We start from the raw sequence: 12,441 nt of genomic DNA, 5'->3' as shown, positions 1-12,441 counted from the left end.
CTGTGGCCAGGGATTGCTCCCGTGGGCCCTGTAGGAGCTTTGTAGGAGCGCTGTAGGAGCTGTGTAGGAGCTGTGTAGGAGCTGCCGAGTGCAACGAGGCTGCGATCTTTCAAGGACACTTGAATCTCAAGCGAAAGATCAAAAGATCAAAAGATCAAAAGATCAAAAGATCAAAAGATCAAAAGATCGCAGCCTTCGGCAGCTCCTACACAAAGCGCTCCCAACCTACCCTGGCCAACGTGAAACTTTCGTCCACACCGATTTGGCCTGCCGCCCGAAGCTTGCTTATCATGGCCCGCCCACCTGTTTGCAAGAGTCATCTATGCGCCGCCTGCTCACCGGCTGTTTCGTCACCCTGCTGCTGTTGCTCAACACCCTGGTGCTGTTCGGGCCGCTGATGGTGTTCGCCCTGCTCAAACTGATCCTGCCCGGGCGCTTTCGCGACTATGCCTCGTGGGCGGTGATGTGGATCGCCGAGACCTGGGCCGAGATCGACAAGCTGATCTTCGCCCTGTGCATCCCCACCCGCTGGGACATCCGCGGCGGCGCGGACCTGCGCGGCGATACGTCTTACCTGGTGATCAGCAACCACCAATCCTGGGTGGACATCCCCGCTCTCGTCCAGACCCTCAACCGGCGTACGCCGTTCTTCAAGTTCTTCCTCAAGAAGGAACTGATCTGGGTGCCGTTCCTGGGGTTGGCCTGGTGGGCGCTGGACTACCCGTTCATGAAGCGCTACACCAAGGCGTTCCTGGCGAAAAACCCGGAACTGGCCGGCAAGGACCTGGAAATCACCAAGGCCGCCTGCGAGCTGTTCAAGCGCCAACCGGTCACCGTGGTCAACTACCTCGAAGGTACCCGCTTCACTGCCGCCAAAAGCCAACAACAGCAATCCCCCTTCACCCACCTGCTCAAGCCCAAGGCCGGTGGCGTGGCGTTCGTGCTGGCGGCCATGGGTGAGCAGCTGGACGCGGTGCTGGACGTGACCGTGGTCTATCCGCAGCAACGCATTCCCGGGTTCTGGGACTTGATCAGCGGCGCGGTGCCCAGGGTCATCATCGACATCCAGACCCGCGAATTGGCCCCCACACTGTGGCAAGGCGACTACGAAAACGACCCGGTATTTCGCCTGCAGGTGCAGGATTGGGTTAATCAGCTCTGGACTGAAAAGGACCGACGCATCGCCCAATTGCGCAACGAAAGGAGTGAAACCTAACAGTTCTGATAGTAGGCAGCGGCTGAAAAAGCTCCGATGCTGGAGGCCCGGCTTTTTGGTCCTTGCACGGAGTTCAGAGCATGCCTGTTGCGCCTCGTGAAACCGTATTGTGCCGCTACCGCTACGACCCGCTGGATCGCCTGGTCGATTGCGCACCTTGCGCTGAGGTGGGTATTCAGCGGTTTTACTGCAAGAGCCGTTTGGCGACGGAGATACAGGGCGCGGTGCAGCGGAGCGTCTTTCAGCATGACGACCAGTTGTTGGCGCAACTTCGGCGCGAGGACATGAAGGTGGAGACCGACCTGCTGGCGACTGATCAGCGGCGGTCGGTGTTGAATGTGCTCGATGCGAACCGGGTTCATCCACTTGCTTATAGCCCTTACGGCCATCGCCCGGCGGAAAATGGTTTGCTCAGTTTGCTTGGGTTTAACGGCGAACGGCCGGACCCGGTGACGGGGCATTATTTGTTGGGGAATGGGTATCGGGCATTCAATCCGGTGTTGATGCGGTTTAATAGTCCGGATAGTTTGAGCCCGTTTGGGGAAGGTGGATTGAATGCCTACGGATACTGCGAGGGGGATTCGATTAATCAGAACGATCCAACGGGCCATATGCTCTCGAAGCTTTTAAGCACCGCCCCACTTGTTCCGCCAAGACCAACGATCAGGACAGCTAGAATTTTCGCTACGCAAGTGCAAACACCGCTACCAGAAAGAATCAACGGCACTCGGATGGCAAGAAGACCCTCCGATCCGTCAGATTCGTTATTCGCTACCGAGCGAAAAGCAGGCGACAGCACTTCCAACCAGAGCGGAAGGGATGAACTGATGGGGTATCACGGCTCAACAAAAGAACATGAAACAAGCCTGACGAAAGGTTTAAATCCTCAATACGTAGGTTCAAGAAATGGTATCGATAGTGGCAGAGGCTTTTATATAACCCCAGACTACGAATCAGCGACAGGATGGGCTAGGTCTTCAAAGCGAGCAGAAACTAGCACCCCTCAAGTGTTTGGTGTTTATACCAAAAATTTTAACACCCTAAAACCTGGCAGGGATTACACCCTTAACACTGAGTTAAATACCGAATTAAAGGACCATATTCAGATCATCATCAAAGAACCCGCTTATCCTTTAATCTACATAAAGGCCATTCACGAAAAACAGAAAACCATCCGATTTAACTCTTTCGAAGCTCCTTATTAATCTTTGCCCTCGGCGTCCGACCGTTGCACCAGCCGGGACACCAACACCTGCAGACGAGTGAACACCGACTACTTCAGCTTGAGATTATGATGGTTGCCTGGCGGATTTTCGATGTCGCCACACCCTCAAACCCCCGCACCACTCCCCCAAATTCCCCCCAGATTCTGCAGCAACGAACCCGCCACGCCCTGTTGACCGAGGTATTGCAAGATGATCGGGGCAAACTGACCGATCATGCCGCTGTCCATGCCCAGCGCACTGAAGGCATTGTTCAGGTCGCCGGTGTCCTTGACGTTGCCCAGCAAGCCGTCGAGCAGCGCATTCTTGTCCGACCCGCCACCGAGCAAGCCACTCAGGCCATTGAGCCCACCTATAGCGCTGTTGCCGGCGATCTGATCCAGCCCCGGCACACTTTTGCTCAACTCGGCGAACTGCGGCTCACTGAGCCGATTCTTCGCCAGCCCCAGCATCGCGCCGGCACCGCCGATGGCCTGTTCCGGCGTGATCTTGAGTTCCGATCCCAAGGTGTTGAGCAGCCCGGCAGCTTTCGGCGCAGCGGCAACGACGCCCTCTTCCTGACCTGAATGGCCTTGCATCGCCGACACCACACTGGCTGCATCGCTGAAGCTGAACTGCGCGAAGGCCGGGCTGGCGGCCAGTGTCAGCAGCCAAGACAGTGCAAAACCTCGTGAAACCTTCATCCGGGACATCCTCTTGAGCACCAAAAAGCCGCCCAGGAAGAGCGGCGTAAAGCGTGTGTTGGACTGATGCGGACGGAATTTGTTCCTAAATGCAATACATGACCGGCCAATAGCCACTACAGAAAAATCTTCCAAAGCTGTAAGAAACGTCTGATTTAACGAAAACCGCGCTTTTTTATATAGCAAAGAGTTACCAAACATCCCTATACAGTTCTAAATTTACATAAATCATTGTGAACCTTGACAGTAGCCCGCCCGACCAAAGCCGTCGATCGTTGGACTGAGCCCTGGAGTCAGGCATATGCAAAAAATACTGGCTGGAGGCGCGGTGATGCTCTGGCTAATCCTCGGCCATGTCCATGCTGGCGAAGTAACGTGCCCCGCCGTTACTGACATCCGTAGAAACATTGAATCGGTGGAAGACGTTTTCTTCGTCGATGTACAGGACGACCACGAATGGAAAAGCGAAAGCCTGGTGGACGTGGTCGACCCGGTATCGTTGCAATTCGAAGGCGCCGAGTACGTGATTCATAAGGACGACGGGAACGAGCAGACACCCTCCCGCGCGACCATCACATGCAGGTACGGCGCTATCAACCTCAAGTTGGGATATCAACAGATCCTCAAACCGAAATTGTCAAAATGGGTGAGCAATCGCTGCGAAAGCGCGGACATACGAATGTGCAGATTAATGGAAAGCGACTACTTCAACTTGGTCTATTGATCGGTCACGGCAACCGCGTCACTGTTCCAGCACAGCCGCTCGAAGCACCCTGCCATCCCCTGCGCCATTACCGTACAGTGCGGCTTCCTCCAGCAGAGTTTGCCCATGAACGTAAAAATTGGCGGTGGTACCCTCGCGGTCATCCTGACAGGCATGCTCATTGTCTTTGGCGTCAACGAATGCCAGCGCGGCCCGCTGAACCCGGAACTTGCCGACGGCACCAGTGAAGAACAAAAGACATGGCTGACCATTGAACACCGCATCAAGCGCTCCGACCCGACCCTGACCGATGTGAGTCACGACCAGCAAGCGCTGACCGTGCACTACCGTCCTGGCACTTGCGCGGATAACTGCGAGCCCTGGGTCCCCCATATGCTGCGGGTCGTCGGCCACGGCCTGGCGGCGCTCAACGGCGCGCCGGGGGGCAAGCAGTACACGCAAGTGACGGTCAAGGCGTGGATCCTTGCCGATGATGATGTGGAATTGGTCTATGAAATGCCAGGGTTCGACGCCATCAAGACCCAACAAGGCGGCTACGAAACCTTTGCCGGCATGCCCCGCAGCCTGAAAATCAGCGCCGACGCCCTGGCCCAGGCGCAGGCCTATTGCCAAGGTCCTAGCGCCAAAGGGTTCTACCCAGAATTCTGCGAACGGGTCGAGACCGCAACGGCCCCGTAGGAGCTGGCGAAGCCTGCGATCTTTTAATCTTTTAATTTTTTAATCTTTTGATCTTTTGATCTTTTGATCTTTTGATCTTTTGATCTTTCGCTTGAGACTCAAGTGCCTGGGGAAAGATCGCAGTCTCGTTTCACTCGGCAGCGCCTACACAGTGTCCACAGCCCGACGCGTGCAATCTCTGCCCACAACCGGCGCTCGATCACCGTCGACTAAAAATCTTACAACTACTGAACTCTATGAACGGATCGAGACCGCAACGGCCCCGTAGGAGCTGGCGAAGCCTGCGATCTTTTAATCTTTTGATCTTTTGATCTTTCGCTTGAGACTCAAGTGCCTGGGGAAAGATCGCAGCCTCGTTTCACTCGGCAGCTCCTACACAGTGTCCACAGCCCGACGCGTGCAATCTCTGCCCACAACCGGCGCTCGATCACCGTCGACTAAAAATCTTACAACTACTGAACTCTATGAACGGATCGAGACCGCAACGGCCCCGTAGGAGCTGGCGAAGCCTGCGATCTTTGATCTTTTGATCTTTTGATCTTTTGATCTTTTGATCTTTTGATCTTTTGATCTTTTGATCTTTTGATCTTTTGATCTTTTGATCTTTCGCTTGAGACTCAAGTGCTTGGGGAAAGATCGCAGCCTCGTTTCACTCGGCAGCGCCTACACAGTGTCCACAGCCCGACGCGTGCAATCTTTAGCCACAACCGGCGCTCCCCCTCGACGTCCTCCAGGAAACCGCCGCCTACCGCATCCGCGCCGTGACCCAACTGTTGGAAAACATCGCCTTTCGCGAGGAACTCAGTTCCGACGCCGTTGTTCTCCACGATTTCGCCCTGCTCCTGGCGATTCCCGTCTTGCCTGATGGCTGGGATGAACTGGGCATGATCGCTGCCGCTTGCATGCACAAGCCAGGACATGGCCGCAGCGCTCGTCATCCGATTATCAACGCCCAAGCCGTTATTTCCTCTCGGTATTGCCTACTGTCAACGTTGACAGTAGGCGGCTGTTCATACGAGTTCTAAGCTGCAGCCGTGACAACGAAAAACAAGGCTCTGGGCAAACCACAGCCCCTGTGCCTTTCTCCATTCGGGCAAGCAGGAAGAATAAAAATGAACGACCGAATCAAAGGAACCGTGAAGTGGTTTAACGATGCAAAGGGCTATGGCTTCATCACGTGCGGCAAAGGTGGCGAGGAATTGTTCGTTCATTATTCGGCCATCGCCGGCGAGGGTTATAAAACATTGAAACGAGAGCAAACTGTTTCTTTTGAAGTCGAGACAGGCGAGAAAGGCAAGCAGGCCGCGAGAGTGACGCCTGAATAAGCCCAAGATTGAATATAACGAGGCGATGATTTATTCCGTAAAACTCTCAACTACTGTCAACCCTGACAGTAGGCAAACATTCTCAATCGGCTAAGTTCAAGCTGGCTTCAACAGAAATACAAGCGCCCCCATCGCTTACCGCACCAACCATTCATTCAGGTAAAAAAACATGAGTCAGGGAACAGTTAAGTGGTTTAACGACGAAAAGGGCTTTGGATTTATCACACCGGATGACGGTGGGGATGATCTCTTCGTTCACTTCAAAGCGATAAAAGCCGAGGGTTTCAAATCCCTGAAAGAAGGACAGAAAGTGACCTATGAAGCCGTCAAAGGGCAAAAAGGTATGCAAGCCGAGAACGTTCAAATCGTATAAAAATGGCGGCGGTGCGAGCGCGTTTCGACAGCTCGCACCCTGACCGCAGGCCCAGCTCTTTCAGTGGAGTTTTGCCATGGATAAGCAACCCGTAAAGCGTTACGGCCCAGTTGGGAGCGGCATTGGATTAACATCAGCCGATAACAACAAGCAGGACATTTTATTTAGCGTCCTGCCAACCAAAGAGGGCGGACCGGCCATAAAACCCGGACAGAAGGTGACGTACGAGCTGATGTTAGGTGATGACGGGCAATATTATGCAATCAATATTCAGGTCATCAGCGAGGACGAATAAGCGCCATCACTTTGCCCCATCAGCCGGCTGTCATGGGCGAGACCGATCTGGGCGGCCAACCTAACACTTGTGCTAGCTAGACGCCCGGCCTCTTACCTGAACATGATATTGCTATCTATATTTTCCACAGAACGAAGTCCATGTCCTCCACAGATGAAACCTTGCTCTGCCGCTACCAATACGACCCACTGGACCGCCTGGCCGACTGCACACCCTCGACCCAAGCCCGCACCCAGCGCTTCTACCTGAAAGAGCGCCTGACCAGCGAGATCCAAGGCTCGATACAACGCTCGATTTTCCAACAGGACGACCAACTCCTGGCGCAACAACAGCGCCAGGATGGCGGCATCGAAACCACCTTGCTCGCCACCGATCAGCAACGCTCGGTGCTGCACGCGCTCGATGCCACGCAGCCTCATCCCCTCGCCTATACGCCCTACGGCCACCGTGCCCCGGAAAACGGCTTACTCAGCCTGCTCGGCTTCAACGGCGAACGGCCGGACCCGGTGACGGGGCATTATTTGTTGGGTAATGGGTATCGGGCGTTCAATCCGGTGTTGATGCGGTTTAACAGCCCGGACAGTTTGAGTCCGTTTGGGGAGGGAGGGTTGAATACCTATGTCTATTGCGTGGGGGACCCTGTCAACCGGGGGGATCCAACGGGACATATATCATTATTTTCAAAGTTGGCTGGCCTCCTTGACAACTTCAAGGCCCCGACAACTACAGTAACAACTGAAATTGCAGCGCCCATTGCGAAGCCAAATAAATCGAGTTTCATAAATGGCGTATTCGAGACAGCCGCTCAATCCCTCTACAAAAACACAACGGCCCCAGCTGAAACAATGTCGCCAGCAAGGCAATATTTGGACAATATTGTTAAGCCGATATCCAACCCTGAACCTTTCATTAAAAAACTTAAAATTGTTAACCGAAACTTGGCCAGCCATGGAGATGAAAATCTTTCCATGGCACAAGCCCTTCATTACGAAAAGATCGTTCGAGAGGTAAACTCCGGAAAATTCAGCAACACCTTCGCCCATGTCCAATCAGCTAACGGGTGGATAAGAAGCTTTGTTGAGCACCCAACCCCTACCAACCTTGTTGGTGCTACCTTCAATGGTATTGGAGGGCCTTTGCTGAGTGGTGTATACGACCATGGTCTCTATAAAACCGGACAGGCGCTACGCAGAGGAAGCCTGGGAGCGAGACTTATCGACAACGTATAAGGTGAACGTTTACCCAGCCCAAATAAAAAGCCGTCCCGGTGATGGATAGACTGCATACCTGGATGATCGCCCAGCGCGACCTCGTGCCTGAAGGTTTGGCTATTTGCAGAGCACTGGATTACAGGCTGAAACGCTGGGCAGCGCTGTCGCGCTACCTCAGTGGATGGGGCGGTACCTATTGACAATAACTGGGCAGAGAACCAGATCCGACCATGGGCGCTGGGACGCAAAAACCGGCTCTTCGCTGGATCGCTGCGCAGCGGCAAACGAGCGGCGGCGATCATGAGTCTGATCCAGTCTGCGCGGCTGAATGGCCATGATCCGTATGCCTACTTGAAGGATATCCTCATGCGTTTGCCGACGCAGCGGGCGAGTGAGATCGATCAGTTGCTGCCGCATAAGTGGCAGCCGGTTTAATCACGCAAGATGTGATGCCCGGACGCATACGACACGAATGCCTTGATTCAGAGCTGATCAGTCATCAGAAGGGCGACATCATGTCGCCCTTCTCTCACTCCAAACGCCCTTACGCCGCACTAAACAACTTATGCGGATCAATCACAAACTTCTTCGGCACGCCCACATCAAACTCGCCATACCCCTTCGGCGCGTCATCCAGGCTGATCACCTGCACGCCGACGATTTCAGCGATGTTGATGCGGTCCCACATGTTCGCCTGCATCAGTCTTCATCACTGGGGCGTCGCCGACTTGGGCAGCCAAACCTAACACTTCTGCTAGCTAGACAACCCTCCTTCTGCCTGAACATGATAGTGCTATCTGTATTTCCCACAGAGCAAAGCCCATGTCCTCCCCAGATAACACCTTGCTCTGCCGTTACCACTACGACCCACTGGATCGCCTGGCCGATTGCACCCCCTCGGCCCAGGCCCGCACCCAGCGCTTCTACCTGAAGGACCGCCTGACCAGCGAAATCCAAGGCTCGGTACGGCGCTCGATATTCCAACAGGAAGCCCAACTCCTGGCGCAACAAGAGCACCAGGACGACGCCGTCGAAACCACCTTGCTCGCCACCGATCAGCAACGCTCAGTGCTGCACGCGCTGGATGCCACACAGTCTCATCCCCTCGCCTACACGCCCTACGGTCATCGCCCTGCGCAAAACGGCTTACTCAGCCTGCTCGGCTTCAACGGCGAACGGCCGGACCCGGTGACGGGGCATTATTTGTTGGGCAATGGGTATCGGGCATTCAATCCGGTGCTGATGCGGTTCAACAGCCCGGACAGTTTGAGTCCGTTTGGGGAGGGTGGGTTGAATGCTTATGTGTATTGCGTAGGGGATCCGGTTAATCGGAATGATCCAACAGGACACACTTGGGTGTGGCTGAAGAGACTTCTGAGAACCGCTGGGGTCATGAGCCCAGCGTCTTCTCCGCCATCAGTGGTTAGAACCGCAGTCAATATTAACAATCCGACACCAAGTATTTCTAATACTGTTCCTCCTCCGCCCTACAGCCCTCCTAGCACTCGCCATGCCGATATCATGCCGCGCATACATCAAGGCCCAGCAAGCGAAATTACCCGATTGGAAAGTATCGTATCAATAGATCGTGGTGCTCTAAATGACATTCATAATGGTCGTTTGCTTACATCATCGGAAGTTCACGCTCAGGTAGTCCACCGCCTCAACGCGAACGAGCAGCGAATCAGTGAGCTCAAAGGAATGATTCCACCTCCAAATTATGAGGAGGCTCTAAACGCCCCTCGTCCCGATGATCTTCCGAGTTACACAGCAGCGATAAGGGACGGAATCTGAGCCCGGCGCAATAACACAGACAAAAAAAGGGCGATGTAAGTCGCCCTTTTTTCAAGCTTTACGCCGCACTAGACAATTTATGCGGATCAATCACAAACTTCTTCGGCACGTCCGCATCAAATTCGCCATACCCCTTCGGCGCTTCATCCAGGCTGATCACCTGCACGCCGACGATTTCAGCGATGTTGATACGGTCCCACATGATGGCCTGAATCAGTACTTCATCACTGGGGCGTGGCCGACTTGGGCAGCCCAAACCTAACACTTCTGCTAGCTAGACACCCGCCCTTCTCCCTGAACATGATAGTGCTATCTGTATTCCCCACAGAGCAAAGCCCATGTCTTATACAACCGAAACCTTGCTCTGCCGCTACCACTACGACCCACTGGACCGCTTGGCCGACTGCACCCCCTCGACCCAAGCCCGCACCCAGCGCTTCTACCTGAAAGAGCGCCTGACCAGCGAAATCCAAGGCTCGGTACAACGCTCGATTTACCAACAGGACGACCAACTCCTTGCGCAACAACAACGCCAGGACGATGCCGTCGAAACCACCTTGCTCGCCACCGATCAGCAACGCTCGGTGCTGCGCGCGCTCGATGCCACGCAGCCTCACCCCCTCGCCTATACGCCCTACGGCCACCGTGCCCCGGAAAACGGCTTACTCAGCCTGCTCGGCTTCAACGGTGAACGGCCGGATCCGGTGACGGGCATTATTTGTTGGGCAATGGTTATCGGGCGTTCAATCCGGTGTTGATGCGGTTTAACAGCCCGGACAGCTTGAGTCCGTTTGGGGAGGGTGGATTGAATGCGTATGCATACTGCGTTGGAGACCCGGTGAATCGAAGCGATCCGACAGGACATATACCGAACTTTTTAAAGCCTGCACTAAGACATTTAAAAATCATAAAAAGACCGAATCCAGCTCCGACTATAGACATTCATGGCATAACACTTCCTGCATCGCCCCACATAAAAAATTTAGATGTATTCAATTCCCCTACGGAGGAATTTTTAATACGACCTATAGGCCCGGAACATGAAACCCCGTACATATCCAAATTCGAACTCAAACTATGGACAGACAGCAACAAAACAATCAAAGCCGAAAGATTCTTAGCTCAACAACTAAAAAACTCCAGCAACCTCACATCCAAAATAGATAATTTTCAGGAAAACATTCAAATAACACTAAACTGTAGAACGATCCACAAAGCCAATCTGCACATGTATGAAACGGAAATCAAGCAGATTACTGACGACGCCTTCAAATCAACATCGAACTTTTTTACCTCTCCTGGCGCCCCTCCCACTTACGAGTGGGCAGTGCAGCACTCACGACAAATACGCAATCAAACTTAAACTTTATCTTACCAGGCAAAATGGAATCGAATTTTTTATTAGTTGCTACGTTTCCACTGGAGCCCCCTAGAAAGGGGCGACATCACTGTCGCCCCTTTCTCCGTCTTGCCCTTTACCGCTTACGCCGCACTAAACAACTTATGCGGATCAATCACAAACTTCTTCGGCACACCCGCATCAAATTCGCCACACCCCTTCGGCGCGTCATCCAGGCTGATCACCTGCACACCCACAATTTCAGTGATGTTGATACGGTCCCACATGATCGCATGCATCAGTTGGCGGTTGCATTCCATCACCTAACAACCAAACCTAACACTTCTGCTAGCTAGACAACCGCCCTTCCCCCTGAACATGATGTCGCTATCTATATTCCCCACAGAGCAAAGCCCATGTCTTACACAACTGAAACCTTGCTCTGCGGCTATCATTACGACCCACTGGACCGACTGGCCGATTGCACACCCTCGTCTCAGGACCGCACCCAGCGCTTCTACCTGAAAGAGCGCCTGACCAGCGAAATCCAAGGCTCGGTACAACGCTCGATTTTCCAACAGGACGACCAACTCCTTGCGCAACAACAACGCCAGGACGATGCCGTCGAAACCACCTTGCTCGCCACCGATCAGCAACGCTCGGTGCTGCGCGCGCTCGATGCCACGCAGCCTCACCCCCTCGCCTATACGCCCTACGGCCACCGTGCCCCGGAAAACGGCTTACTCAGCCTGCTCGGCTTCAACGGCGAACGGCCGGATCCGGTGACGGGGCATTATTTGCTGGGTAATGGGTATCGGGCGTTTAACCCGGTGTTGATGCGGTTTAACAGCCCGGATAGTTGGAGTCCGTTTGGGGAGGGGGGGTTGAATGCGTATACATATTGTTTGGGAAATCCCGTCAATCGGGTAGACCCAACGGGAAAAATATCATTCAGCTTATTGAGTGCAACGTTGCAGCGCCTCTTTAAAAGTCATATCGACAAACTATTTGGCATCACAAGAAAACCTATAAAAAACTACCGAAGCATCGCAAAAGGCGTTGCCATATTCGAGGACACGACAAAAAAAAACATGAACCGTTTAACTGTAGTAGCCCATGGCGGCCCACCCATAAAAGGAAAATTCCCGTACATCATCGCAAATGATAAATCCATTACACCCGCTCAACTACATTTCAGACTTAAAAATCGAGTTAACCTTGAAAAATATGACAGCATTCGGACGCTTGTTTGCTCTTCGGCCGACGGCGAAAAGACGTTCGGTTCAACGTTATCAGAGCTCACTGGAAAACCCGTGAAAGCATTCTCGGGCCGAGTCCTTACTGGGCCAACCCAGACACCTGAAAAAACCCTACCGAGCGGATCTATTGATAACACCGTAACAGAATACATGGTGGTCAAAAATCGTTATCTTGGTCGCCTATTCAACTATCGCCCAAAAACATTCATAGCAATTAGGAACGCCCCATAAAAAAGGAAAATGTCTTTTCAGCCCTTTTTCCCGGCTTGCCCTTTATTACCTACACAGCACTGAACAATTTATTTATGCGAACCAATCACG

Annotated in this window: 12 protein-coding genes and 5 pseudogenes; 12 read left to right on the top strand and 5 right to left on the bottom strand. The window is 53.4% G+C overall.

The features are described from left to right. Positions 1-322: 322 nt before the first annotated feature. Together yihG and M8Q45_RS27455 are read left to right on the top strand one after the other, a co-directional pair. A complete protein-coding gene (gene yihG / locus M8Q45_RS27460; RefSeq protein WP_249877161.1) occupies positions 323-1,216 on the top strand; it encodes a 1-acylglycerol-3-phosphate O-acyltransferase, YihG family in 894 nt (297 codons plus the stop codon). 80 nt (positions 1,217-1,296) lie between these two features. Beyond that, positions 1,297-2,421 carry an RHS repeat-associated core domain-containing protein gene (locus M8Q45_RS27455; protein ID WP_249877160.1) on the top strand — a complete coding sequence of 375 codons (1,125 nt, stop codon included), beginning with the start codon at positions 1,297-1,299 and terminating at the stop codon, positions 2,419-2,421. A gap of 125 nt (positions 2,422-2,546) precedes the next feature. Here M8Q45_RS27455 and M8Q45_RS27450 read toward each other — a convergent pair whose 3' ends face one another. Beyond that, on the bottom strand, positions 2,547-3,122 hold the full coding sequence (locus M8Q45_RS27450) for a DUF2780 domain-containing protein (protein ID WP_249877159.1): 576 nt from the start codon (positions 3,120-3,122) through the stop codon (positions 2,547-2,549). A gap of 301 nt (positions 3,123-3,423) precedes the next feature. Between M8Q45_RS27450 and M8Q45_RS27445 the strand changes: the two genes are divergently transcribed. Together M8Q45_RS27445 and M8Q45_RS27440 are read left to right on the top strand one after the other, a co-directional pair. Beyond that, positions 3,424-3,846 carry a DUF3757 domain-containing protein gene (locus M8Q45_RS27445; RefSeq protein ID WP_249877158.1) on the top strand — a complete coding sequence of 141 codons (423 nt, stop codon included), beginning with the start codon at positions 3,424-3,426 and terminating at the stop codon, positions 3,844-3,846. Between the two features lie 105 nt (positions 3,847-3,951). Next, positions 3,952-4,524 carry a hypothetical protein gene (locus M8Q45_RS27440; protein WP_249877157.1) on the top strand — a complete coding sequence of 191 codons (573 nt, stop codon included), beginning with the start codon at positions 3,952-3,954 and terminating at the stop codon, positions 4,522-4,524. Positions 4,525-5,141: 617 nt separating this feature from the next. Here the strand turns inward: M8Q45_RS27440 and M8Q45_RS27435 are convergent. Then, the gene (locus tag M8Q45_RS27435; RefSeq protein ID WP_249877156.1) at positions 5,142-5,480 is read right to left on the bottom strand and encodes a hypothetical protein; all 339 of its coding nucleotides are present in this window, start codon (positions 5,478-5,480) and stop codon (positions 5,142-5,144) included. A gap of 156 nt (positions 5,481-5,636) precedes the next feature. Between M8Q45_RS27435 and M8Q45_RS27430 the strand changes: the two genes are divergently transcribed. The 5 genes and pseudogenes from M8Q45_RS27430 to M8Q45_RS27410 form a co-directional block, all read left to right on the top strand. Next, the gene (locus M8Q45_RS27430; protein WP_249877155.1) at positions 5,637-5,849 is read left to right on the top strand and encodes a cold-shock protein; all 213 of its coding nucleotides are present in this window, start codon (positions 5,637-5,639) and stop codon (positions 5,847-5,849) included. Positions 5,850-6,018: 169 nt separating this feature from the next. Beyond that, on the top strand, positions 6,019-6,222 hold the full coding sequence (locus M8Q45_RS27425) for a cold-shock protein (RefSeq protein WP_249877154.1): 204 nt from the start codon (positions 6,019-6,021) through the stop codon (positions 6,220-6,222). Between the two features lie 76 nt (positions 6,223-6,298). Next, positions 6,299-6,517: a hypothetical protein gene (locus tag M8Q45_RS27420; RefSeq protein WP_249877153.1), complete on the top strand. Its 219-nt coding sequence runs from the start codon at positions 6,299-6,301 to the stop codon at positions 6,515-6,517. Positions 6,518-6,657: 140 nt separating this feature from the next. After that, entirely contained in the window at positions 6,658-7,746 is a 1,089-nt protein-coding gene (locus tag M8Q45_RS27415) for an RHS repeat-associated core domain-containing protein (protein WP_249877152.1), read from the top strand. A gap of 35 nt (positions 7,747-7,781) precedes the next feature. Next, positions 7,782-8,163: pseudogene (locus M8Q45_RS27410) on the top strand (IS66 family transposase); the annotation flags it as partial. Positions 8,164-8,272: 109 nt separating this feature from the next. Here M8Q45_RS27410 and M8Q45_RS27405 read toward each other — a convergent pair. Next, a pseudogene (locus M8Q45_RS27405) lies at positions 8,273-8,434 on the bottom strand (formaldehyde dehydrogenase, glutathione-independent); the annotation flags it as partial. A 116-nt stretch (positions 8,435-8,550) separates the two neighbouring features. On the opposite strand from M8Q45_RS27405, the gene M8Q45_RS27400 reads away from it, so the two are divergent. Beyond that, complete coding sequence (locus M8Q45_RS27400) at positions 8,551-9,522, top strand: RHS repeat-associated core domain-containing protein (protein WP_249877151.1); 972 nt, start codon at positions 8,551-8,553, stop codon at positions 9,520-9,522. A gap of 58 nt (positions 9,523-9,580) precedes the next feature. Here the strand turns inward: M8Q45_RS27400 and M8Q45_RS27395 are convergent. Beyond that, positions 9,581-9,739, bottom strand: a pseudogene (locus tag M8Q45_RS27395) (formaldehyde dehydrogenase, glutathione-independent); the annotation flags it as partial. 121 nt (positions 9,740-9,860) lie between these two features. Here M8Q45_RS27395 and M8Q45_RS27390 point away from each other — a divergent pair. Further along, positions 9,861-10,885, top strand: a pseudogene (locus tag M8Q45_RS27390) (RHS repeat-associated core domain-containing protein). Positions 10,886-11,004: 119 nt separating this feature from the next. Here M8Q45_RS27390 and M8Q45_RS27385 read toward each other — a convergent pair. Beyond that, a pseudogene (locus M8Q45_RS27385) lies at positions 11,005-11,184 on the bottom strand (formaldehyde dehydrogenase, glutathione-independent); the annotation flags it as partial. Positions 11,185-11,277: 93 nt separating this feature from the next. On the opposite strand from M8Q45_RS27385, the gene M8Q45_RS27380 reads away from it, so the two are divergent. Next, positions 11,278-12,351, top strand: coding sequence for an RHS repeat-associated core domain-containing protein (locus tag M8Q45_RS27380; RefSeq protein ID WP_249877150.1), 1,074 nt, complete (start codon positions 11,278-11,280; stop codon positions 12,349-12,351). Positions 12,352-12,441: the final 90 nt, after the last annotated feature.

Origin of the sequence: Pseudomonas sp. T1.Ur (genome assembly GCF_023516725.1) — a bacterium.
Classification (GTDB): Bacteria; Pseudomonadota; Gammaproteobacteria; order Pseudomonadales; family Pseudomonadaceae; genus Aquipseudomonas; species Aquipseudomonas alvandae.
The sequence above is the reverse complement of the archived record's forward strand: the minus strand, read 5'-3'. Positions and strand labels throughout refer to the sequence as shown.

Excerpts from the sequence above, each read along its gene's own strand:
- yihG (WP_249877161.1), top strand. The coding sequence starts at position 323 with ATGCGCCGCCTGCTCACCGGCTGTTTCGTCACCCTGCTGCTGTTGCTC.
- M8Q45_RS27455 (WP_249877160.1), top strand. The coding sequence starts at position 1,297 with ATGCCTGTTGCGCCTCGTGAAACCGTATTGTGCCGCTACCGCTACGAC.
- M8Q45_RS27450 (WP_249877159.1), bottom strand. The coding sequence starts at position 3,122 with ATGAAGGTTTCACGAGGTTTTGCACTGTCTTGGCTGCTGACACTGGCC.
- M8Q45_RS27445 (WP_249877158.1), top strand. The coding sequence starts at position 3,424 with ATGCAAAAAATACTGGCTGGAGGCGCGGTGATGCTCTGGCTAATCCTC.
- M8Q45_RS27440 (WP_249877157.1), top strand. The coding sequence starts at position 3,952 with ATGAACGTAAAAATTGGCGGTGGTACCCTCGCGGTCATCCTGACAGGC.
- M8Q45_RS27430 (WP_249877155.1), top strand. The coding sequence starts at position 5,637 with ATGAACGACCGAATCAAAGGAACCGTGAAGTGGTTTAACGATGCAAAG.
- M8Q45_RS27425 (WP_249877154.1), top strand. The coding sequence starts at position 6,019 with ATGAGTCAGGGAACAGTTAAGTGGTTTAACGACGAAAAGGGCTTTGGA.
- M8Q45_RS27420 (WP_249877153.1), top strand. The coding sequence starts at position 6,299 with ATGGATAAGCAACCCGTAAAGCGTTACGGCCCAGTTGGGAGCGGCATT.
- M8Q45_RS27415 (WP_249877152.1), top strand. The coding sequence starts at position 6,658 with ATGTCCTCCACAGATGAAACCTTGCTCTGCCGCTACCAATACGACCCA.
- M8Q45_RS27400 (WP_249877151.1), top strand. The coding sequence starts at position 8,551 with ATGTCCTCCCCAGATAACACCTTGCTCTGCCGTTACCACTACGACCCA.
- M8Q45_RS27380 (WP_249877150.1), top strand. The coding sequence starts at position 11,278 with ATGTCTTACACAACTGAAACCTTGCTCTGCGGCTATCATTACGACCCA.